The 20429-nt window shown below is 67.4% G+C and carries 22 protein-coding genes; 7 read left to right on the top strand and 15 right to left on the bottom strand.

Going from position 1 to position 20429, the window contains the following annotated elements; all coding sequences use genetic code 11:
- Positions 1-30: 30 nt before the first annotated feature.
- Together QP045_RS12240 and QP045_RS12235 are read right to left on the bottom strand one after the other, a co-directional pair.
- Positions 31-165 (bottom strand): hypothetical protein, encoded by a 135-nt coding sequence (locus QP045_RS12240; RefSeq protein WP_422515268.1) that lies wholly within the window; start codon positions 163-165, stop codon positions 31-33.
- 51 nt (positions 166-216) lie between these two features.
- Positions 217-1017 carry a response regulator gene (locus QP045_RS12235; RefSeq protein ID WP_422515267.1) on the bottom strand — a complete coding sequence of 267 codons (801 nt, stop codon included), beginning with the start codon at positions 1015-1017 and terminating at the stop codon, positions 217-219.
- A 278-nt stretch (positions 1018-1295) separates the two neighbouring features.
- On the opposite strand from QP045_RS12235, the gene QP045_RS12230 reads away from it, so the two are divergent.
- The 3 genes from QP045_RS12230 to QP045_RS12220 all read left to right on the top strand — a co-directional run bounded on the left by QP045_RS12230 (position 1296) and on the right by QP045_RS12220 (position 3535).
- Positions 1296-1472 (top strand): NepR family anti-sigma factor, encoded by a 177-nt coding sequence (locus QP045_RS12230; RefSeq protein ID WP_422515266.1) that lies wholly within the window; start codon positions 1296-1298, stop codon positions 1470-1472.
- A 9-nt stretch (positions 1473-1481) separates the two neighbouring features.
- On the top strand, positions 1482-3068 hold the full coding sequence (locus QP045_RS12225; RefSeq protein ID WP_422515265.1) for a sensor histidine kinase: 1587 nt from the start codon (positions 1482-1484) through the stop codon (positions 3066-3068).
- A 332-nt stretch (positions 3069-3400) separates the two neighbouring features.
- Positions 3401-3535: an entericidin A/B family lipoprotein gene (locus QP045_RS12220; RefSeq protein ID WP_422515264.1), complete on the top strand. Its 135-nt coding sequence runs from the start codon at positions 3401-3403 to the stop codon at positions 3533-3535.
- An 83-nt stretch (positions 3536-3618) separates the two neighbouring features.
- Here the strand turns inward: QP045_RS12220 and QP045_RS12215 are convergent, their stop codons facing one another.
- Together QP045_RS12215 and QP045_RS12210 are read right to left on the bottom strand one after the other, a co-directional pair.
- Positions 3619-6417, bottom strand: a complete 2799-nt coding sequence (locus QP045_RS12215) for a DUF3857 domain-containing protein (RefSeq protein ID WP_422515263.1) — start codon at positions 6415-6417, stop codon at positions 3619-3621.
- Between the two features lie 104 nt (positions 6418-6521).
- Positions 6522-6887 (bottom strand): winged helix-turn-helix transcriptional regulator, encoded by a 366-nt coding sequence (locus QP045_RS12210; RefSeq protein WP_422515262.1) that lies wholly within the window; start codon positions 6885-6887, stop codon positions 6522-6524.
- 105 nt (positions 6888-6992) lie between these two features.
- Between QP045_RS12210 and QP045_RS12205 the strand changes: the two genes are divergently transcribed.
- Both QP045_RS12205 and QP045_RS12200 read left to right on the top strand, forming a co-directional pair.
- Positions 6993-8108 (top strand): NADH:flavin oxidoreductase, encoded by a 1116-nt coding sequence (locus QP045_RS12205; protein WP_422515261.1) that lies wholly within the window; start codon positions 6993-6995, stop codon positions 8106-8108.
- A 61-nt stretch (positions 8109-8169) separates the two neighbouring features.
- Positions 8170-8928: an SDR family oxidoreductase gene (locus QP045_RS12200; RefSeq protein ID WP_422515260.1), complete on the top strand. Its 759-nt coding sequence runs from the start codon at positions 8170-8172 to the stop codon at positions 8926-8928.
- Between the two features lie 42 nt (positions 8929-8970).
- Here the strand turns inward: QP045_RS12200 and uvrC are convergent, their stop codons facing one another.
- The 7 genes from uvrC to QP045_RS12165 form a co-directional block, all read right to left on the bottom strand.
- Positions 8971-10896, bottom strand: a complete 1926-nt coding sequence (gene uvrC, locus QP045_RS12195) for an excinuclease ABC subunit UvrC (protein WP_422515259.1) — start codon at positions 10894-10896, stop codon at positions 8971-8973.
- Between the two features lie 80 nt (positions 10897-10976).
- Positions 10977-11297: a DMT family transporter gene (locus QP045_RS12190; RefSeq protein ID WP_422515258.1), complete on the bottom strand. Its 321-nt coding sequence runs from the start codon at positions 11295-11297 to the stop codon at positions 10977-10979.
- A gap of 112 nt (positions 11298-11409) precedes the next feature.
- The gene (locus tag QP045_RS12185; RefSeq protein ID WP_422515257.1) at positions 11410-12057 is read right to left on the bottom strand and encodes a hypothetical protein; all 648 of its coding nucleotides are present in this window, start codon (positions 12055-12057) and stop codon (positions 11410-11412) included.
- Complete coding sequence (locus QP045_RS12180; RefSeq protein WP_422515256.1) at positions 12050-12544, bottom strand: ATPase; 495 nt, start codon at positions 12542-12544, stop codon at positions 12050-12052. The genes QP045_RS12185 and QP045_RS12180 overlap by 8 nt, the downstream gene beginning before the upstream one ends.
- 77 nt (positions 12545-12621) lie before the next feature.
- Positions 12622-12849 carry a F0F1 ATP synthase subunit C gene (locus QP045_RS12175; RefSeq protein WP_422515255.1) on the bottom strand — a complete coding sequence of 76 codons (228 nt, stop codon included), beginning with the start codon at positions 12847-12849 and terminating at the stop codon, positions 12622-12624.
- Between the two features lie 38 nt (positions 12850-12887).
- Positions 12888-13679: a F0F1 ATP synthase subunit A gene (locus QP045_RS12170; RefSeq protein ID WP_422515254.1), complete on the bottom strand. Its 792-nt coding sequence runs from the start codon at positions 13677-13679 to the stop codon at positions 12888-12890.
- Between the two features lie 35 nt (positions 13680-13714).
- The gene (locus tag QP045_RS12165) at positions 13715-14035 is read right to left on the bottom strand and encodes an AtpZ/AtpI family protein (RefSeq protein WP_422515253.1); all 321 of its coding nucleotides are present in this window, start codon (positions 14033-14035) and stop codon (positions 13715-13717) included.
- A gap of 240 nt (positions 14036-14275) precedes the next feature.
- Here QP045_RS12165 and QP045_RS12160 point away from each other — a divergent pair, with 240 nt between their 5' ends.
- The gene (locus QP045_RS12160) at positions 14276-14680 is read left to right on the top strand and encodes a hypothetical protein (RefSeq protein ID WP_422515252.1); all 405 of its coding nucleotides are present in this window, start codon (positions 14276-14278) and stop codon (positions 14678-14680) included.
- 5 nt (positions 14681-14685) lie between these two features.
- Here the strand turns inward: QP045_RS12160 and QP045_RS12155 are convergent, their stop codons facing one another.
- Positions 14686-15990, bottom strand: a complete 1305-nt coding sequence (locus QP045_RS12155) for a cation:proton antiporter (RefSeq protein ID WP_422515251.1) — start codon at positions 15988-15990, stop codon at positions 14686-14688.
- A 175-nt stretch (positions 15991-16165) separates the two neighbouring features.
- Between QP045_RS12155 and QP045_RS12150 the strand changes: the two genes are divergently transcribed.
- Positions 16166-16525: a VOC family protein gene (locus QP045_RS12150; protein WP_422515250.1), complete on the top strand. Its 360-nt coding sequence runs from the start codon at positions 16166-16168 to the stop codon at positions 16523-16525.
- 37 nt (positions 16526-16562) lie between these two features.
- Here the strand turns inward: QP045_RS12150 and QP045_RS12145 are convergent, their stop codons facing one another.
- The 3 genes from QP045_RS12145 to QP045_RS12135 are packed head-to-tail and all read right to left on the bottom strand — an operon-like array spanning position 16563 to position 20341.
- On the bottom strand, positions 16563-16934 hold the full coding sequence (locus QP045_RS12145) for a YdbL family protein (RefSeq protein ID WP_422515344.1): 372 nt from the start codon (positions 16932-16934) through the stop codon (positions 16563-16565).
- A gap of 11 nt (positions 16935-16945) precedes the next feature.
- A complete protein-coding gene (locus tag QP045_RS12140) occupies positions 16946-17131 on the bottom strand; it encodes a YnbE family lipoprotein (RefSeq protein WP_422515249.1) in 186 nt (61 codons plus the stop codon).
- Between the two features lie 21 nt (positions 17132-17152).
- On the bottom strand, positions 17153-20341 hold the full coding sequence (locus QP045_RS12135; RefSeq protein ID WP_422515248.1) for an intermembrane phospholipid transport protein YdbH family protein: 3189 nt from the start codon (positions 20339-20341) through the stop codon (positions 17153-17155).
- Positions 20342-20429 lie beyond the last annotated feature (88 nt).

Below are 20429 nucleotides of genomic sequence, written 5' to 3'. Positions count from 1 at the left end.
GCGCACTACCAGGAAAACCTGACTTTCAGGTCAGGACCAGAGGATGATTGCGAAGATTATGATGACCAGCGCCAGCGACACCCCGAGGATGTAGCGGGTCATCCCGGGGGTCGTGCCCGCGCGGGCACGATCGGTATTCAGATGTGTCTGATGATCATCAACCATGGTCGCTAAACCCCCCAGGATCGTTTTGGCTCCGTATCAGACGGCCGGTAATCAGGCGGCCGGTACCGTGGACTGGTCGAAGAACAGCGCCTGGCTGATCGCCGCCTTCACGGTGGACCGCTGGAACGGCTTGGTGATGAGGAACGTCGGCTCCGGCCGCTCGCCCGTCAGCAGACGCTCGGGGAACGCGGTGATGAAAATCACCGGCACGTTGAACTCGGCCAGGATGTCCTTGACCGCATCAATGCCCGAGCTGTCATCGGCCAGCTGGATATCGGCGAGCACCAGGCCCGGACGATCTTCCATCGCCAGCGCCACCGCTTCGTCACGCGTGACGGCGACGCCGGTGACGTCATGGCCCAGGTCGCGCACGATGGTTTCCAGATCCATCGCGATCAGCGGCTCGTCCTCGATGATCATGACGCGCGAACGGGTCTGCGCCTCGATCTCGCGCAGCGCCTCGGCCACCAGCGCCTCGACCTCCTCTTCGGAGCTGTCGATCAGATAGGCGGTATCCTCGTTGGTGAAGCCTTCCATCGCGGTCAGCAGGAGCGCCTGACGCGAAAGCGGTGCGATACGGGCGAGCCGGGCACGCGCGATCGCCTCCTGATCATCGCCTGCCTGTTCGCGCGCGATATCCTGTTCGGGGTGGGTCGACGACCAGATCGCCTGAAAGGTGCGGTAAAGGCCGAGGCGGGGATCGACATCCCGCGGAAATTCCTCGGGTGCGGCGACGATCGCCTCCAGTGCGGCACGGACGTACCGATCGCCCTCCGACTGGCTGCCCGTGAGCGCACGACCGTAGCGCCGCAGGAAAGGAAGATGCGGCGCCAGTTGCTGTCCAAGCGACATGATCGGGTAGGTCTCCTCCAGAGTGAGGCGGCCATAGTGCGGAGCCGCCCCGATGATTGCAATTCAGTATCACGTCGGCGGAAGAGACGCTCTCCCCCGATTTCGCGTCGGGGGTGGAACCAACGAGGACGAATTTGGTTTCACGCAATGCGCCAGCGCCATGTCCGCGTCCCGATGCGGGCAGTTTCGGCGCGCATTCGCCGGGTTGGCGCGGCCGGGCTTGTTCATGTAGTGCTCGGTCAGGTGCCGCGCTTAGGGGGCTTTAAGGTGTGCAGTTGGTGACGGGTTCGAACGAAGCGGAGCGGCAAGAGCGCGCCGCGACCACAGACGGCAAGCAGAAGCCTGAGGAAGGCAAGCAGAAGAACGTCGGTGACGCGCTGCGTGCGGTCTATCAGGACGCGGCCGGGGAAGCGATCCCGGACGAGATGCTCGACCTTCTTAGCAAGCTGCAATAGCGCCACTACGTGGCTGAGGATGATCCCGAACGCCGCAGGCCGACGGTGCCTGTGGCGCCGTTCCAGCACCTGCCGACCGGCGCCCGTGTTTTCCTGATTCTCAGCATCGCGCTGCTGCCGCTGGCGCTGATCGCGCTGTTTGCCACGCTGCAGACGACGCGGACGGTGGATGTCGAGACCCGGGCGCGCCTGCGCGTGGCGGGCGTCGAGGCGTCTCGCGCCCTAGCGAACGAACTCGTCGGTGACATGACGGCATTACGGGTCGCGCACCGCGCCATTGCCGAGGATCAGCACGATGCGCCAAGTTGCGCGCGCGTCCAGGGGATCTTCGCCCAGCAATCTGCCGCTGGCATTCGCTTCCAGGTCGCAGACGCCGCCGGCCACGTCCTGTGTGGCGCCGAACTGCCGGTGCCGCTGCCCGCGCTGGACGACCCTGACAAGGTAACGATTACGCTTCTGCCCGGCGAGGGCCTTTTGGTACATCTGCCGGATGCGCCGAACGGCACCCGTGCGGACGCCTTCTTTCCGACTGAAGTGCTCGCCGACGTTGCGCGCCCCAGCGGCTTTGTGCCGCCCTATGCCGCAGAACTGACGCGCCCGGATGAAACCCCGCTCGAGCTCCAGTCGCTGCCCCGCTACGGCCCGCTCGACCGCCGCGAGACGCTGGTCGTGCCGCTAGGCCTCGACGATCTCTCCTTCTCCATGTCGGTGCGCAGTGCACCCATCACCTCGCCCGTGCTGGTCGCGATGCTGCTGCCGCTGCTGATGTGGGCCGCCGCCGCCGGCATCGGCTGGTTCGTGGTCGACCGGTTGCTGATTCGACCGCTGCGCCGCCTGCGCACGAGCGTCGCCGCCTATCAACCGGGCGAAGTGATCGACCACGTCAATTTCGGCGCAGCGAGAGCGCAGGAGATCGCCGAGCTCGGAGAAACCTTCGAAGCGATTACCCGCACGGTCCAGGAGCATGAGGCGAACCTAGCCGAGGGGCTCGTGCGGCAGACCAAGCTGACGCGTGAGGTCCATCACCGGGTCAAGAACAACCTCCAGGTGATCGCGAGCCTCATCAACTTCCACGCTCGCAGTGCGGCAAGCGACGAAGCGAGCGAGGCCTATGCCTCGATCCAGCGCCGCGTGGATGCGCTCGCGGTGGTGCACCGCCACCATTTCGCGGAGCTGGAGGAGAATCGCGGCCTCGAACTGCGCGCCGTCATCGGCGAACTCGCGTCCAACATCCGCGCCACCGCGCCCGAACATGCCGCGCGACTGGGCATCACCATCGACGTCGAACCGCTGCTGGTATCGCAGGACGTCGCGGTCGCAGTCTCGTTCCTGCTGACCGAACTGGTCGAGCTGGCGATGATGGTGAACCCGGGGACGCAGGTGCGCATTTCCGCAAAACGCACCGGTGAGAACGACCAGGCTGTCCTGCGGGTAAGTTCGCCCGCACTCGTCGAAAGCCCGGAACTGAGCGAGCTTGTGGCGTCGCGCTATGGCCGGGTGATGCTCGGCCTGTCGCGCCAGCTGCGGGCGCCGCTCCACCACGACCCTCTGGTCGGGGCGTATGAAATCGGGATCAACGCACGCTCCGCACGTTGATCAGGCGTCGGCGGACTACAGGGCTCGCCGACGCAAAAAAGAATCTGCGAAGTGCCGTTTTCCCCGGAACCTCTCATCCAAAGCGTCGTTCTCATCTTCGGATAGCGACCTTATGCCCCCCCGCTCTCGCTATCCAGAACACGGGCCCGGAAGCGTCTACCCTCCCCCCCCCGGTGACGCTTCCGGGTCCACATTCTCCCCATCATCAATATTCATCCGCAACGTTCTTGCCACGTTCGTTGAGCGTCTGCGCGAGATTGATCCGATAGCGGAACGAAAATCCCGCTCGGACATTTCCCCGCTACACGTTCAACGGGTTGTGGAGGGTTTCCATGCGCAAGGTTCTGAGTCTGATGGTTGTTACCGGCGCACTGATGGTCAGCGCGTGCAACACGATCGAGGGCGCAGGCCGCGACGTTTCGTCGGCCGGCGACGCAGTCGCGGGCGCTGCCGATAACAACAAGTAATCGCATCGTTCGATGCCGCGACGGGCGGTCCGGGATCCCCGGGCCGCCCGTTTCTTTATGTCAGCCACGCGCCGGCCGGACGATCAGGGCCGGATGCCGTATCGTCCATATTCTTCGGCGATCCGGGGCGACTGCAACGTCGCTGCCGCCAGGTCGGCAGCACTTCCCGCGGCGTCGCCCTTCGCCTTGCGCACCACGCCCCGCATGAACAGCGCTGCGGGCATTCCCGGCGACAGCGCCAGCGCGGCATCGAAATCGGCGAGCGCCTCGTCCAGGCGGTTCATGCGGAAATAGACCATGCCGCGACTGTCGAGGATGGCAGCCGGGCTCTCCGCCAGTTCGATCGCCTTGGTGCAATCACGCAGCCCACTTTCGAGCGCGACGTTCCGCGTGCCCTTCAGCCAGCAAAGCCCATTCAGCAGCCCGGCCTGCCCCGGACTCGTCTTAACCACCGCCTCTAGAGTGGCCAGCGCATCATCGACGCGCCCGCCTTCGGCCAGGACGTTGCTGCGAACCAGTTGAAGCTGGTTGCGCTGGGCGCCACCCGCCGACTTCTGCCGGTCGACCCTGGCCAGGGCCGAAGCGATGTCGCCGTGCTCCGCCTCGAACTGCGCAATCGCGGTCTGGACGGAGAGGCTATCGGGCTCAAGCGCCTCGGCCACCTTCAGCTCGATCAGCGCTTTCCCGTCGTCGTTCACCTGTTGGTACAACCCCGCCCGCCACATGTGGCGGTTCGCCGTAGCGCCCAGTGCGATCGCGCGGTCTAAGTCGGCAAGCGCCCCGCGCCAGTCGAGCACGCCTTCGCGGAAGCGCGCGCGACGTTCGAAAGCCTCTGCCGAATCCGGGTTGGCCGCCACGTCGCGCGCGTAGGCCGTCTCCAGCGCCGCCAGGCGCTTGTCACGGCGCGCCGCCGTGATCTCCTGCCACCGCGCAGGGCGGTTCTCGGGCGCCACCGCCGCAAGCAGCCGGCTCTTGGCCTGGCTGACGCGGGCGCGATGCTCGGCAATCAGGCCAACGGGGACCTCGGCACCATCCGCCCGCATATCGTCCTGCGCGACCAGCAGGTCGCCCTCCAACGTCACCTTACGGTCGACCTCGAGCCCGGCATAGCGGCCGGGCAAGGTGCGATCCCCCTCCAGCGTCACGCCTTTCCCGCCATCCGGCAGCCGAATGCGCGTGGTCACGAGGACGTGGGATGGACCATTCGTCGCGACCGGCAGCGACTGCCATGCCGCACGCGAGCGATCCGGCTCAAAACTCAGTCGCGAGATCGAACGGTCGAGCCACAGGCGCAACTGCTGATCTTCGCGGCTCCACGGATTGTTGGCGATCCCGCTGGCGGTGACCGTGGCAGCCCCGCTTGCCGCATCCCAGCGGACGTCCCGGTCGACGATCAAGGCGCCGTCCAGATAGCCGTTGAGGATCGAACCGACTGCCTCGTCCTTCTGCTGGCGATCGGCTTGCGACGCCCCCAGGCTCATCTGCTGCCCGGCGGCACCGCGGACGACGATCGACGCCTTGAAGGCGATCGGCAGCGTGTAGCCCGCACTCTGGTCGATCTCGATCGTTGCTGCCACCTGCGGCCGCGCGGCCGCTGCCAGCGGTACCGGCATCAGCTCCGCGCCGGCGGTGCGCACGGGAAGGACATTGCGGAACGGGGGCGCGTCGCCCAAATCCTCGCGTCGCGTGCCGGAATCGGTCCCGTCCAGCCACAGGGTGCGCCCGTCGACGGTCGCCCGCACAATGACATGGTCGAACGCCGCTGCGCTGGGCAGGCGAGAGGCGACCATGTCTCCGGTCCCGATACTCGCGAGCACCGCTTCCGCCTCGACGCCAAGCGCATCGAGCAGCGCTAGCAGGAGCAAGGTCTTCGCCTTGCAGTCGCCATAGCGCCGCTGCCACGTGTCGGCAGGCGATTGCGGGTGGTAGTTGCCCCCCGCCATGCCGTTGAACAGGTAGCGCACCTCGTCCTGCACCAAGCGCAGGGCCGCCGCCGTCCGATCGAGGGGCGATGCGTTCGCCGCCTTGATCTTGGCGACCTCGGCCGCAAGCGGGCTGCCCGCCGGGATCAGCCCCTCCGTGCGATAAAGCGGCGCCATCGTGCGCGAAACCGCCTGCCAGTCGCCGAAGCTGGTCGCCTCCAGGATCTCCGGGCGATAGAACCGCATCGGCGCATCGCCCGGCAGTTCGGGAGCCTTGGGCAGCGGCACCGCGACTTCCAGCTCCTGGAACGCGCCCCCCCGCACCGGCTTCGGCTTTGATCCGTTGCCATAGGTGTTCCAGTGCACCTGCATCTTGTCGTCCCACAGCAGGCGGGTACGCGCGAAGCCCACGCGCAGCGGTTCGCTGACCAGCGGCACGACCGTCTGGACGTTGCCGGCCAGCGCAGCGTCCTTGTTGGTCGTGGAGAAGGCGACGCGCAGCACGTCCCCCACTCTCAGCCCCTCGACCGTCATGGTCGCCGTCAGGATTCCGGTCAGCTGCAGTTGCTCCAGCTGCTCCTCGCGCCTCAGGATCGAGAACCGCTCGCCCTTCGCAAGCGCGTCGATCCGCTCACCCGCGCGCAGGATCTCGACGCGGTGGATGATCAGGTCCCCATCGTCCGGCTGCCATGGCAGCTGCAACGTCCCCGCCTGGTTGAGCATCTGTGCAGAGGCGATGCGCGTGGCGCTGTCGGTATAGGCCCACACCTGCCCATCGTTCAGGCGCTGCTGCTGGTCCAACACCAGGAACAACGGCGATTCGCCGTCCAGCTTGCTGGTATCGACCGGGGGCGCGGGCTTCACCCAGTCCGGATCCGGCTGGTACAACGGCTTGTCCCCCGCCCAGGCCGACGTCGATGCCAACAGCAACGCCATGATCGGCGCACAACGATACTGCATGAATTCCCCCTCTTCCCCGGACCCAGCCTAGGCGGGTTTCCGGGAAGCGCAAATCTCCATTTCGTGCAGGATTGGTGCAGCGCGTCCAGTGGGTTGCGCGGGGATCAGGCGCTCCGCTGCGCATCGAATGCGGCGCGTGCCTGCTCGACCTCCGGCAGGCTGGCCAGCGTCCAGGCATAGAGCGCCCGGAAGGGCGGGAGCAGCGTGCGGCCCAGGGGCGTGATCTCATACTCCACGGCAACGGGCGAAACCGGGATCACCCGGCGGAACAGGAGGCCATTGCGCTCCAGCCGCCGCAGGCACTGGGTAAGCGCCTTCTGCGTCACCCCTTGTAGCTGGCGCTTGATCGCGTTGAAGCGCAGCGGCCCGGCATCGAGCACTGTCAGCACCATCATCGACCATTTGTCGGCGATCTGATCGAACAGCAGCCGGCTTGGACAATTTGCGTCGAAATGGTCGCACTCGGGCATCGGTGAGTTTCCTCGGCTATACCTGAATACCTTCAGGTACCTTATTGACCTCAGGTTTACCGTGTATACCTGAATAGCTCCAGTTCGCCAACGGAGCACCCCCGAATGTCCTCGTCCGCCGATGTCCTTTTCCGCCCGTTCCGCATTAAGTCGCTGGAGCTCCCGAACCGTATCGTGATGGCGCCGATGACGCGCGGCTTTGCACCGGGCGGCATCCCGGGCGAACCGCAGGCCGCCTATTACCGGCGCCGTGCGGAAGGGGGCGTGGGGCTGATCCTGTCGGAAGGCACCGTGATCGACCGCCCCGCCTCTCGCAACATGGCGGGCATTCCGCTGTTCCACGGCGAGCAGGCACTCGCCGGCTGGCAGCAGGTGATCGACAGCGTCCGCGCCGCGGGCGGCAAGATGGGCCCGCAGATCTGGCACACCGGCTCCACCATGGGTTCGGACGGCTGGGAGCCCGACGCCCCGGTCGAGAGTCCCTCGGGGCTGCTCGCCCCCGGCAAGCCGCGCGGCGAAGCGATGAGCGAGGAAGCGATCGCCGACACCATCGCCGCGTTCGCGCGCGCGGCCGCGGACGCAAAGCGGCTCGGCTTCGACACGGTCGAGCTCCACGGCGCGCACGGCTATCTGATCGACCAGTTCTTCTGGAGCGGCACCAACGAGCGCACGGACCTGTGGAACGGCGCCACCATCCGTGAACGTTCGCGCTTTGCCGGTGAAGTCGTGAAGGCGGTCCGCGAGGCCGTCGGTCCCGACTTCCCGGTCATCCTGCGCCTCAGCCAGTGGAAGCAGCAGGACTATGCCGCGCGCCTGGCCGAAACGCCCGAGTTGATGGCCGACTGGCTGCAGCCGCTCGTCGACGCCGGCGTTGATGTGCTCCACTGCTCGCAGCGCCGCTTCTGGGAGCCGGAGTTCCCCGAACTGGATGGCGAGAAGGGCCTGAACTTCGCGGGCTGGGCCAAGAAGCTGACCGGCGCCGCGACCATCAGCGTGGGCTCGGTCGGTCTCTCCGGCGAGTTCCTGGCGGCGTTCGGCGGCGAAAGCTCGACCACGGTTGGCATCGATCACCTGATCGAGCGCATGGAGCGCGACGAGTTCGACCTGATCGCGGTGGGTCGGGCGCTGATCAGCAACCCCGACTGGGTCGCCCGCATCCGCGACGGCGAGTCCGCCAAGGTGAAGGGCTTCGAAGCCTCCGCGCTCGGCGAGCTGGTCTGATCCTTTAGCCGGCGCGTATCTTCGGATGCGCGCCGGCTTCGGCAATCGCTCCGGCCGCGCTATGGCACCCCTCATGGACCAGGGTGACAGGAGCGCACGCCGAACGGCGTTGGTAACGGGTGCAGCCGGCGGGCTGGGGCAGCCGATCGCACGCGGGCTTGCCGGCGCCGGCGTGCACGTCATCCTCCAGGGGCGCCGTATCCGCGCGCTCGAAGAACTTGCCGCCACGATCGCGGCCGAAGGTGGCTCCGCCGAACCCCTGATCCTGGACCTGGAAGACGAAGCGGGCCTGGAGGAGCGCCTCGCGGCGTTGCCGACGATCGACATCCTCATCAACAATGCCGGCCACCGCGATCGCCGCCCCTTGGGCCAGCTGGATCGTGCTGCCGTCCGCCGCATGCTGGAAATCAACCTGATTGCGCCGTTCGACTTGGCCCGCCGCCTCGCGCCACGGATGCCGACGGGAGGCCGAATCCTCAACATAACCTCGATCGCCGGCCCGATCGCGCGCAGCGGCGACGCTGCCTATACGGCGTCCAAGGGCGGACTTGAGGCACTCACGCGCGCGCTTGCAGCCGAACTCGGACCGCTGGGCATCACCGCCAATGCCGTGGCCCCCGGCTTCTTCGCGACCGAAGCCAATGCCGCGATGGTCGCCGATCCGGAAATCGCCGCGCACCTCGCCACCCGCACCTCGCTCGGGCGATGGGGCCGGCCCGAGGAGATCGTAGGCGCGGTGCTCTTCCTTACCTCGCCCGATGCTTCCTACATCACCGGACAGGTGCTCGCGGTGGACGGCGGCTACACCGCCCATTTCTGATCGGCCTGCCCAATCCCGCGCGGTCTTCCTGCGGCCCGCGCCTCAGCGCGCGTGGAAGAAGTCGTGAACCTGCTGCGCCACTGCCGCTGAAACGCCGGGCGCCTTTCGCAGGTCTTCCAGGCTCGCGCCGCGAACGGCCTTGGCGGTGCCGAAGTGCATCAGCAGCGCCTTCTTGCGGGCCGGCCCGATGCCGGGGACTTCGTCGAGCGGGCTGACCACCATCGCCTTGGACCGCTTCTGCCGATGCGCCCCGATCGCGAAGCGGTGGACCTCATCGCGGAGCCGCTGGAGGTAGAACAGCACCGGCGCATTGACCGGCAAGGTGAACTCCCGCCCGTCCATCAGGTGAAATACTTCGCGCCCTTCGCGGCCGTGGTTCGGCCCCTTGGCGACGCCCACCAGGCACACGTCCTCTATCCCCAGGTCCTCTAGCACTTCGCGCGCCGCGTTGAGCTGCCCGCGTCCGCCGTCGATCAGCACCAGGTCGGGCCACTCGCCCGAATCGCGATCCGGGTCCTCCGCCTGCGCGCGGGCGAAGCGGCGCTGGAACACCTCGCGCATCATCGCGAAGTCGTCGCCCGGGACCGTATCCTTGTTGCGGATGTTGAACTTGCGATACTGGCCCTTGCGGAAGCCTTCGGGCCCGGCGACCACCATCGCACCCAGCGCATTGGTGCCCTGGATGTGGCTGTTGTCGTAGACCTCGATCCGGTCCGGCGGCTCGGGCAGTTCGAACAGGTCGGCGACCTCGCGCAGCAGCTTGGCCTGAGTCGTCGATTCGGCGTTGCGCCGCTCGATGGCCTCGACCGCGTTGCGCTGCGCCTGCTCCAGCAGCCGCCGGCGCGGGCCGCGCTGCGGCACCGACACTGCCACCTTGTGCCCCGCGCGCTCGGCCAGGGCCTCGCTCAGCAGCTCGGCCTCCTCCAGTTCGCGGTCGACGAACACGTTCTTGGGCGGCGGCACCTCCTCATAAAACTGCATCAGGAAGCTCGCGAGCACCTCATCCTCGGGCACGTCGCTGGTGTGTTTCGGGAAGAAGCTGCGGTGGCCCCAATTCTGTCCGCCGCGAATGAAGAAGGCCTGGATGCCGGTCGTACCCTCACGGCACGCCAGCGCGAACACGTCCGCGTCGCCTACCCCGTCGGCGTTGATCGCCTGGCTGCCCTGGATGAACGTCAGCGCTTTCAGCCGGTCGCGCAGCACCGCCGCCAGCTCGAAATCCATCGCCTCGGCCGCAGCGGTCATCTGCTCGCCGAGCTTCGCCTGCACCTTGGTCGACTTGCCGCCCAGAAAGTCCTTCGCGTCGGCCACCAGCTCGGCATAGCCCGCCTCGTCGATGCGTCCGACGCACGGCGCCGAGCAGCGCTTGATTTGATAGAGCAGGCACGGACGGTCGCGGGTCTTGAAGAAGCTGTCGGTGCAGCTGCGCAGGAGGAACAGCTTCTGCAGCGCGTTCAGCGTCTGGGTCACCGACCCGGCGCTCGCGAAGGGGCCGTAATAATTGCCCTTCGCACGCCTGGCGCCCCGGTGCTTCTGGATGCGCGGGAAGTCGTGATCGGCACGCAGCAGGATGAACGGAAAGCTTTTGTCGTCGCGCAGCAGCACGTTGTACGGCGGCCGATAGCGCTTGATCAGCTGCGCCTCGAGCAGCAGCGCCTCGGCCTCGTTGTTGGTCGTGACGATGGTCATCGACCGCGTCTGCGACACCATGCGCTGGAGCCGCTTCGACAGGCGCGACACCTGCGTATAGTTCGCCACGCGGTTCTTGAGCGCGCGCGCCTTGCCGACATAGAGGACGTCTCCGCGTGCGTCCTGCATGCGATAGACGCCCGGACGGACCGGCAGGGTCTGCAGCACATTGCGGATCGCCGCGACCCCCGCCTCGAGGTCCGGCGTGTCGGCGCCACCCCGTACGGTGTAGGCGGCCTTTTCCTCGTTGAATCGCGTGGGGGAGTTCGGGTCGGACATTGTCAGTCGATCTAGGGACTCGAGCGCGCTCCCGCCAGCCGATGCGTTCCGGGGATCGGCATTGCCTCAGCCCCGAAAGATCAAACGCGCGCGAACAACTTGGTGCCGACCACGCCGACGACGATCAGCGCCATGAAGAATGCCTGCGCCGGGCCGATGCGGTCGCCGAACAGCACCGAACCGCCGATGATGACGCCGACGGCGCCAAGCCCGGTCCACACGGCATAGGCCGTGCCCGCCGGGATGCCGCGCATGGCGAGTGCCAGCAGGCCCATGTTCACGAAGGAGAGGACGATCGGCACCGACGATGCCGCGAGGGTCGCCTGGGTCCCTGCCCACTTCAGGCTGAGCGCCCAGCAGATCTCGGTGACGACGGCGATGCCAAGGATGATCCAGGCCATGAAAAATCACTCCTGGGCTCTGGAAAACGGAAAAGGGCGCCGCCGGAAACCCGAGAAGCGGCGCCCCTGACAGGCTGTGGGAGGGACCGGGGTCCCTCCCATGTCTTTGGGATCAGTGCGGGCGGCCGAGCCCCGCGATGGTGCGGTCGATCAGCGCGCGGTCGCCATCGGCGCCGAGCTGGTCGGCGATCAGCGTCGCTGCTGCCTTCGCGGCGGCATCGGCTGCCTTGGCACGAACTTCGGCAATCGCCTGGCGCTCGGCCGCGGCGATGCGGTCCTCGGCCATCTTTGCACGACGCTTCGTCAGTTCCTCGGCGTCCGCCTCGGCCTTGGCAACGATTGCCGCAGCCTCGGCATGGGCATGCTCGCGCATGGCGGCCGCCTCGGCATCGGCCTGCTGGGCCTTCAGCGCATATTCCGCCTTCAGCGCTTCGGCCTCGGCGCGCAGGCGCTTGGCTTCGTCAAGCTGGGTGCGGATCGTCGCGATCCGGGTGTCCAGCATGCTGGCGATGCCCTTGTGCGCACGGCGCCACACCAGCAGCAGGATCGTCAGCAGCGCTGCAATCGCAACCCAGCCGGTGGAGTCCAGGCCCCACGCCGTCGGGCTCGGCGCATGATGGTCGTCCGCGACGCCGGTGCTGTGCAGCGGCTCGGACGGAAGCCCGTCCGCGCCGCGGATCGGCTGCTTCTCCAGCGGCTCCAGCGCCGCTGCATGGTCCAGTCGTTCGGCCACGATGCTCGATCCGTTCACATTAGCCATGCGTCACCGCCTTGCGGACGGCGTCGGCGGCAGCCTCGCGGCTGACCTCGATGCCAGCCAGCTTGGCGACAATGCCCTGTGCTGCCTCGACCGCGACGTCTTCCAGGTTGGCGAGCGCGCTCGCACGGGCCTGGTTGACCTCGATCTCGGCGGCGTCGAGCCGGGCGTGCATGGCAGCGTTCGCCGCCTTTGCGCGCTCGGCAGCGTCGGCAGTCGCCTTCGCCTTGGCAGCGTTGGTCTCGGCAAGTGCTGCCTGGCGCGCTTCCGCCATGCGGGTGCGCCATGCCTCTTCGGTCGCGTCGGCTTCCTCACCGGCGCGCGAAGCGGCCGCGAGGTCGTCGGCGATCTGCGCATCGCGCTTCTCGACCGTGCCCTGGATCCTCGGCACCATGCCCCGCCCGATCCCGAAGTAGATCAGGCCGAACACGATCAGCAGCCAGAAGATCTGCGAGGCATAGGTCGCATCGATCTGTTCGATTTGCGGCATGGTGGTTCCCGTTCGTTCGCCTGTGCTTCCGTCACCGGCCGATCACCCGGAAGGGCGATGGCCGGCCACAAAAGGAGTTACGCGACGAAGATCAGCAGCACCGCGACGACGAATGCGAGCAGGCCCAGAAGCTCAGCGGCGGCGAAGCCGATGAACAGGCGGCCCTGCTGGCCGTCAGCGGCACCCGGGTTGCGCAGCGCGCCTTCGAGGAACTTGGCGAAGACGTTGCCCACGCCGAGTGCGGCAAGGCCCGCACCGATTGCGGCCAGACCGGCACCGAGCATCTTTGCGGCTTCTGCGTCCATGATAAAACTCCTGTTGGGATTCTGTTGTTTGAAAGGGATCAGTGCAGGTTGACGGCGTCGTTCAGATAGAGCGACGTCAACAGCGCGAAGACGTAAGCCTGGATGGCGCACACCAGCAGTTCGAGCAGGGTGATGCCGATCATCAGGATGAAGCTGGGGATGGCGACCACGGGTGCGACCCACACGGCCTCTGCGTTGAGGCCGTTGATCACGAACCCGGCCAGCACCTTCAGCAGGATGTGACCCGCGGTCATCGCCACGAACAGTCGCAGACCAAGGCTGAACGGCCGCACCAGGAACGAGAACAGCTCGACCACCGGGATCAGCCACAGCAGCCACCAGGGCGTTCCGTGCGGCACGAACAGCGAGAAGAAGTGCAGCCCGTGGCGCGAGAAGCCGACGATCAGCACCAGCGCGAAGCTGATGATCGCCAGCACGCCGGTGACCGTCAGATGGCTGGTGACCGTGAACGGGTGGACCCCCGGGACCAGGCCGAACGGCAGCAGGCCCAGGATGTTCGCGATCAGGATGAACATGAACAGCGAGAAGACATAGGGCAGGAAGCGCTTGCCTTCCGGTCCGATGTTCGCCGTCAACATGTCCCCGATGAAGCCCGTGAAGCTCTCCACCGCCATCTGCCAGCGGCCAGGAACGGTCTGCCCCTTCATGCCGCCGAGCATGAACAGCCACAGGACGACAAGCGTCGCGACCATCCACAGCGCGGAATTGGTGAAGGCAATATTATACCCGAACAGGCTCCAGTTCTGACCGAACACAGGTTCGATCAGGAACTGATGCATCGGGTCGATCTTGGATCCGCCTTGCGCCACGTTTCTTCCAACCGCCAATACGACGAACGCCCGGGTTATTCCGGGCGCTCGCCAGCAATCTTGATGATGTTCCTGAACCCGGCGCCGACCCCGAGGGCCAGCAGCGTGAGCAGGAGCCAGGGCGACGTTCCGAACCAGCGGTCAAGCAACCACCCGATCAGCGCGCCACCGACAAGGGACCCGAGGAGCGTTGCGAGCACGCGGTTGCCGAGCGAATAATTCCGATCGACCCCCGCCTTCGCACGCCCCGTCCGCACGGCCTCCGCGTGATTCGCCTTCTTCAGCCGCTCTTCCAGCGACGTGAGACGCGAATCCTCGGAACCATAAGGGTCCTGCCCGGGGCCGATTTCCGCCATGCGCCATCCTCTCCTAAAGCATTGTTCGGGGGAGGAACGCATGTACGGCGAGCAACCCCGCCAAGGCGGCGCCCGTTTAGAAAGGGGTGCGTTTCAAGTCAACCTTTGTGACACTTGGTTGCCGGCCCGGCGGGGCGTGCGCAGCATCGCGGCCACAGGGCTGCGCCCCCCGGCTTGCGGCGTTGCCAAGCCGGCGCCTTCAGGCAATGCTCCGCCAAGGGATTGTGGGGGGAGCAAGCCGTGCGCAGATTCGCCAGGCGCCTGTTCGAGGGCGCTCGCATGAGCGACGAGGAATATCGAGCCAATCTGAACGGGATCAACATCTTCTTCGGGGCGGTGCTGGGCTTCGTCCTGGCGGGCACCGAGACGCTGGAGACCGCCGGCTTCACACTGGTGCTGGTCCTGTGCTCCGCGATCGTGGTCAGCATCCTCTACATCTCGTCGAGCCACCGGCGGCTTGTCTATTTCCTCTACACTGCGGTCGGCATCGCCTGCATGCCACAGGTGGTGGGACTGATCGGACCGGCGGGCACCGCTTTGCCGCCCAAACTGATCCCCACGCTCGCGGTGTGGACGGCGATGACCGCACTCGTCGAATTCGCGCCCCGCGCACGGCCGGAGGACACGACCGCCCCTCGATCGTAGCCGCGTCAGCGAGCCGCGATCGACTCGCGCACGCTGATGCCCTCTTTCTCGGCAAGCGTGCCCCGCGCGCCGCTGCGGCGCGCGGGGCGGCCGTACACCAGCTCGAACAACGGCGATGCCATCAGCGTCGTCAGGATCGCCATCAGCACCAGGATCGAGAACAGCGCCGGCCCGATGATCCCCCGCTGCAGGCCGATGTTGATGATGATCAGCTCCATCAACCCACGGGCGTTCATCAACGCACCGATGCCCAGGGCCGTGGGATTGTCCTGCCCCGTCAGCCGGGCAGCCGCCCAGCATGCACCGCCCTTGGCAAGGACCGATGCGACCAGGATCGCAAGCGTGACCCCCAACAACGCCAGATTATCCACCAGCGTCAGCTGGGTGTTGAGGCCCGAGAAAGCGAAGAACATCGGCAGCAGCAGCACGACCGTTATCGGCTCCAGCTGCCGCCGCAGCCCGTCGGCAAAGGCGCCGCGCGGCATCACCGCGCCGAGCAGGAAACCGCCGAACACCGCGTGCATCCCCACCGCGTCCATGGCAAAGGCCGCCGCCAGGAACAGCATGAGCGCGATCGCCAGATCCCCCTGCGCGATACCGCCGCGGCGCTCCGCCCGCCGCCCGAGAGGCGCCAGCAGACGCGGGCCGAGGCCGAGCACCACCGCCCCGAATAGAATCGCGCCGCCGATCGCCTTAACCGCGACCATCGGGCCGTCGCCAAAGGTCGCAAGCACCACCGCCAGGACCGTCCAGGCTCCCGCGTCGTCGATCGCCCCCGCGGACAACGACAGCGTCCCCAGCGGCGTTCCCGAAAGGCCCCGCTCGTGGATGATGCGCGCCAGCATGGGGAACGCGGTGATCGCGATGCACGCGCCCATGAACAGCGTCGCCTGCACCGTCGTGACGCTCGGCGTGAACAGCCCGCGCACGCCGAGCAGCCACGGCGTGATCAGGACCGCGACCAGAAAGGGCGCGGCCATGCCCGACAGGGACACGGCAAGCGCGCTGCGGGCGTTGCTGCGAAAATGGTCCGCGCGAAAGCCCAGCCCCACCAGGAACATGTAGAGCCCCACGCCCAGCTGCGCGCCGACATACAGGACGCCGCGGGCTTCCTTGGGAAAGATCATGGCCTGGAGATCCGGCGCGAGCAGCCCGAACAACGACGGCCCCAGGATCACGCCGGCGATCATCTCGCCCACCACCTGGGGCTGGCCGAGATACCGCTGGGCAAGCCAGCCGACCGCGCGGGAGACCGCGACGATGATGAACAGCCCCAGAAAGAAGATCACGCTCAACTGCGCCGGTGCCATTTTCCCCTCCCCCGTTCGACCGCGGTCGACGGTCGGCACCTTTCCGGCGCGGACGCGACGCTACGCCGACTCCCGGCAGCCCACAATGGGGTGCGAGCGGCCTGGGACGGCGGTGCATGGGGAGCGTTTCGATGGTAATGCGGTGCCGCTTCAACGGAATAGGGCGGAGGCGGCAATGGGCGTAACCGGGATCGGCGGGTTCTTTTTTCGCGCACAGGATCCGGACGCCCTACGCGCCTGGTACGCCGAGCATCTGGGCGTCGGATCGGCAAGCTTCGACGTCTGGAACACGCAGGCCGGGCCGACCATCTTCGCGCCCTTTGCCGCGGATACCGACTATTTTGCGTCAGACCGGCAGTGGATGCTCAACCTGCGAGTCGACGACCTCGACCGACTCTGCGCCACACTTCGCGACGCCGGCATCGACGTCGTGACGAGGGCCGAATGGGATGTGCCGGAGGTCGGTCGCTTTGCCCGCATTCACGATCCAGAAGGGAATCCGATCGAACTCTGGCAGCCTGCGACCGCGGGCTGACGGCGGCGGCGGCCCCGAAGGGCCACCGCGGGCCCGATCAGACGCAGCGGGGATCACGTTCGGGTGCGCCGGCGCCGCGCGTCTTCCAGCTGCCGTCCGGCGCCTTGTACTTCTCGCCGGGCTGGGTCTTGGCGATCAGGTTGCAGCCGGAGACGAACGCGAACTGCTCCACGGTCGCACCGGCAGCGGCGCCGCGGGTATAGGCCGCCTTGCGCTTGATGTTGATGTTGTTGACCAGCGCCCGCAGTTCCGGCGTCGCATCCCCGACGATGCCGAGATAGCCGTCGGGCTGTTCGCCGACCTGGCCGGCGGCGCGGGCTGCCTCATAGGCGGGGTCACGCTGCGCCCATGCGGATCCGCTGACGCCGGTCACCGCAAGGGCGGCTGCCGCCACGAACAGCATCTTCATTCCGTTACGCATCAAAAAATCCCCGGGTTCTGCTGGATCAGGCTCTTCGCCTCACCATCCAGACGGTACACCACTTCCTGCGTGATGTTGATGTTCAGGTTGATTTCGATCGGCTTGTCCGGCGCGGTCACATTCACGCACCCGGCTGTCGCCGTCATCGTCGCGACACCCAGTGCCGCCGCAATCCACCTATGCATCTGCACGCCTCATCGTCTGGTTCATGGCTTGTCGTCGCTTTCCGGGGGCTGAACGGGCGGGTTTGCGCCGCTCGCCGACGACGGCGAGTCCGGGGCCGCCGCGTCCTTCTCCTGCGCGTCCATCAGGGCGGGCAGGTTGCGTTCGATCAGCCGGCTTGGATCATAATAGCTCTGCACGGAATCGATCAGCTGCCGGAAGGGCGCCTTGATCCGCACGTTGAACACGAACGGCAGCCGCGCCAGGCGGCGGATGATGAAGTTCGACGACGTCCCCTCGCCCTGGCTGACGCCGGAAAAGCGGATGGCGGTGATCATCTCGCCGGCCAACGGCCCGTTCATCTCCACCGTCAGGTTGCGATAGTTCAGGCTCTTGAGCGCCTGGAACGCCAGATTGCCCCAAAAGCCGATGTCCTCCTTCGTCAACTCACCCACATAGGCGATGTTGCCGCCGCCCTCGCGCGCAACCAGCCTGCCGCCCTCAAGGCGACCGCCGCGCTCGTCAAACACCATCGGCAGCACCCCGTCGAAGGTGCCGGTTGCGTTGATATTCTCGAAGTCAAATTCCTGCAGGAACAGGCCGGCATCGACGCCGGTGGCGCGGAACGGCAGCCGCCGCTCCTTTTGCGGGGCGAAGTCCAGGACAGTGGGCTCCAGCACCATCTCGCCACCGGCGAGCGGCCAACGCCCCCCCTCGATCTGGACGCGCTGGTTCGCAATCAACCGATAGCGCAGCTCGCCGTCGCGAAACGGGATGCCAGGGTTCGCCTCCTTGATGGTGAGCAGCTGGTTGGGCGCCGTCACCATTCCGAGCAGGTCGGTGAAGTGGATCTCCCCCGCAATGCCGGTTGCAGGACCAAAGGCGGCGGCCAGGTCGATGCCGGCGGTGCGGAAGGTGCCGGTGCTGGTCACGCCTTCCCCGTTCCACGCGATGCGCCCCTCGCCCGACACGCTTCCCTCCACCTCGGCAACGACGCCGAAGGTGAGCGGGGTCAGTTCCTCCGGCTGGAAGTCCTCGCCAAACGGAACGCCCGGCACCTTCAGGTCGGCAGCACCGGCCCCCGTCCCGAGCTGGTGGGTGATGGAGACCGTGGCGACCGCCACCTGCTTGACGGGATGCTTGAGCGTGCCCGTCGCGGTGATGGTGTTGCCGGCGAGCGTGAGCGCGACATCGTCGCTCGCCAACGTCTCGAACCGGCGCTGCTCGCCTGTCTGGCTATCGTCCACCTTCAGGCCACCGGCCAGCTTCAGAACGCCGCCGGCAAAGCGCCAGTCTCCGGCCGCCCCCGACAGCAGCAGCGGCACGTTGCCGATCTGCCCTGCGCCCTCCGCAAAGCGACCGCCGACGTCGCCGTTTCCAACCCGTCCCTCCAGCCGCCCCGCGTCGATGCGCGTCACGCTGCCCGGCGACCCCATCCGGCTCTCGACCCCGTCGAGCGCGAAATCGAGCTGGGCGAGACCCATCCTGCCCCCGCGCATCGCAAGGGTGACGGGCGTGGCTCCTAGCCGCCCGGAAAGCCGAGTCGGCCCCAGCTTTCCGCCGCCGGTTACGCCAGCGCGGTTGACCGCGACCAGCGCGCCACCGGTGGGACAGAGCCTCAGCCGGTTCGCGTCGAGCACCAAGGAAGACACGGCCAGCCGCTGCCATGTGACAGCGGTGCATTCGGGATTCACCGTCACCGCCGCGCCGCCGTCCCAGCGGCCGGATAGCGGCACGACCAGCCCGTCGACGCGCCCGTCCGCCAGGGGGCCGCTCAACGTCGCCTGGGTGTCGAAGCGCGTGCTGCCGTTGCTCGCGTGGGTAAAGCGAACCGGCGTCAGCGCGAGCCGCGCACCGCCCGCCTGATAAGGCCGCACGATCGCGGTTCCGGTCACCGCGCCGCCGGGCTGCGCCTGCGCCAGTTGCACGGCCGCCTCGGGCAGGCCACCGCCGCCGATCGTGAGCGTACCGTTGAGCGACACCCGCCCGTCCGGCCAGGCGTAGGCCACGCCTTCCCGCCCGGCGAGCACGAGCGACGCGCCGCTCGCTGCATCTGCCGACACTCGCCGGACGACCAGCCGCCCGCCCTCGGGACCGTTGGCAACCTCCACTTGGGCGGCCGCGTCGAAGCGCCGTCCCGCCGCAATGCCCGCGCGGGCGATCGCTACCATCAGCGGTCCGACGGGCGATCCTGCGCCCGCCGCGCCGGTATCGGCGACCTGCCGCAGCATCGCCGCCGGCAACGCGGCACCCCGGGCCTGGACGTCGCCCTGAAACGCCTGCTCGCGACCGATTCGATAGCGTCCGTCGATCGCGAGCGCTTCGCCGCCCACGGCGGCTGCGGCAAACGGCCCGCTCTTCACCCGCACACTGCCCTGGGTGTCGCGGGCGCTGCCGGTGAAATCGACCTTCCCGGTCACCCCACGCACCCGCGCGCCTGCACCAGCGGCGTCGGCGAGCGCCAATTCCGCCCGCCCCTGCCAGCGATCGAGCCGCTCGCCCAGCGTCAGGTCGATGTGGGTGGCGAGCCCGGCCAGCTTGGCGTCCCCACAAGCCAGCGTCGCTGCGCGAAGCGGCCCGCGGATGCTCGGCCGCGCATCCGCGATCCGGATCGCGACGGCGGCGCTCATCTTCCCGAAGGTGCAGGCATCGCCGAGCGCAAGCCGGTCGGATACCGCCGCCAGATTGCCCGAGAACCCGTCATCCAGCCGCCCGCTGCCGCTCAGCTTCAGCCCCACGATGCCCCCCGGCGTCTCCAGCCGCATCCGTGCGTCGACGATCCGCGCATCGAGGGCGGGCAATGCGAACGGCTTGCCCGAAGGCGCCGGCATGAGCTTGTCGAGCGCGCCGAGCGACACCTTGCCGCCCACCAGCCGCCCCCTCAGCCGGACCTGGCCGACTCGCACGTCCGTAATCTCCGGCCCCCGAACCGTCATCCGGGTGCGCAGTTCTGCCCAGTCGGCGACCAGATCCGGATCCTTGGGATCCCCGATGACCACATCGACCAGCCGCTGGCGGCCGAAACTCAGATCCTCGATTTTATACCGCGCGGGCACGCCACGGTCGGCGAGCGCGCGCCGGACATAGCTATCGGCGATCGGGCGGCGACTGAGCCACAGCGACACCAGAATCAGCAGCAGCAGGAGCGCCACGAGCAACGCCGCACGCCGCAGGCGTGACCAGCGCCGCCCACCTGGCAGTTCATCCGGCGTGTCGATGCTGTCAGACGTCACGCCGGTTATACGCTCCCATGGCAGGCGATCGTTACGGTGTCCGCCGGGCGGGTCAAGCGCGGCGATTGCGCCCCGGCTTTGCACCGCC

The sequence above is a fragment of the Sphingomonas sp. 3-13AW genome (genome assembly GCF_049311085.1).
GTDB lineage: Bacteria > Pseudomonadota > Alphaproteobacteria > Sphingomonadales > Sphingomonadaceae > Sphingomonas.
This window is presented reverse-complemented; position numbering and strand designations above follow the sequence as displayed.

What these genes read in the sequence shown, in the direction of transcription:
- QP045_RS12180 (WP_422515256.1), bottom strand. Translation starts at nt 12,544, where the DNA reads ATGCCGCAAATCGAACAGATCGATGCGACCTATGCCTCGCAGATCTTC.
- QP045_RS12215 (WP_422515263.1), bottom strand. Translation starts at nt 6,417, where the DNA reads ATGCAGTATCGTTGTGCGCCGATCATGGCGTTGCTGTTGGCATCGACG.
- QP045_RS12235 (WP_422515267.1), bottom strand. Translation starts at nt 1,017, where the DNA reads ATGTCGCTTGGACAGCAACTGGCGCCGCATCTTCCTTTCCTGCGGCGC.
- QP045_RS12145 (WP_422515344.1), bottom strand. Translation starts at nt 16,934, where the DNA reads ATGAAGATGCTGTTCGTGGCGGCAGCCGCCCTTGCGGTGACCGGCGTC.
- QP045_RS12185 (WP_422515257.1), bottom strand. Translation starts at nt 12,057, where the DNA reads ATGGCTAATGTGAACGGATCGAGCATCGTGGCCGAACGACTGGACCAT.
- QP045_RS12150 (WP_422515250.1), top strand. Translation starts at nt 16,166, where the DNA reads ATGGGCGTAACCGGGATCGGCGGGTTCTTTTTTCGCGCACAGGATCCG.
- QP045_RS12165 (WP_422515253.1), bottom strand. Translation starts at nt 14,035, where the DNA reads ATGGCGGAAATCGGCCCCGGGCAGGACCCTTATGGTTCCGAGGATTCG.
- QP045_RS12175 (WP_422515255.1), bottom strand. Translation starts at nt 12,849, where the DNA reads ATGGACGCAGAAGCCGCAAAGATGCTCGGTGCCGGTCTGGCCGCAATC.
- QP045_RS12190 (WP_422515258.1), bottom strand. Translation starts at nt 11,297, where the DNA reads ATGGCCTGGATCATCCTTGGCATCGCCGTCGTCACCGAGATCTGCTGG.
- QP045_RS12140 (WP_422515249.1), bottom strand. Translation starts at nt 17,131, where the DNA reads ATGCATAGGTGGATTGCGGCGGCACTGGGTGTCGCGACGATGACGGCG.
- uvrC (WP_422515259.1), bottom strand. Translation starts at nt 10,896, where the DNA reads ATGTCCGACCCGAACTCCCCCACGCGATTCAACGAGGAAAAGGCCGCC.
- QP045_RS12200 (WP_422515260.1), top strand. Translation starts at nt 8,170, where the DNA reads ATGGCACCCCTCATGGACCAGGGTGACAGGAGCGCACGCCGAACGGCG.
- QP045_RS12205 (WP_422515261.1), top strand. Translation starts at nt 6,993, where the DNA reads ATGTCCTCGTCCGCCGATGTCCTTTTCCGCCCGTTCCGCATTAAGTCG.
- QP045_RS12210 (WP_422515262.1), bottom strand. Translation starts at nt 6,887, where the DNA reads ATGCCCGAGTGCGACCATTTCGACGCAAATTGTCCAAGCCGGCTGCTG.
- QP045_RS12155 (WP_422515251.1), bottom strand. Translation starts at nt 15,990, where the DNA reads ATGGCACCGGCGCAGTTGAGCGTGATCTTCTTTCTGGGGCTGTTCATC.
- QP045_RS12220 (WP_422515264.1), top strand. Translation starts at nt 3,401, where the DNA reads ATGCGCAAGGTTCTGAGTCTGATGGTTGTTACCGGCGCACTGATGGTC.
- QP045_RS12240 (WP_422515268.1), bottom strand. Translation starts at nt 165, where the DNA reads ATGGTTGATGATCATCAGACACATCTGAATACCGATCGTGCCCGCGCG.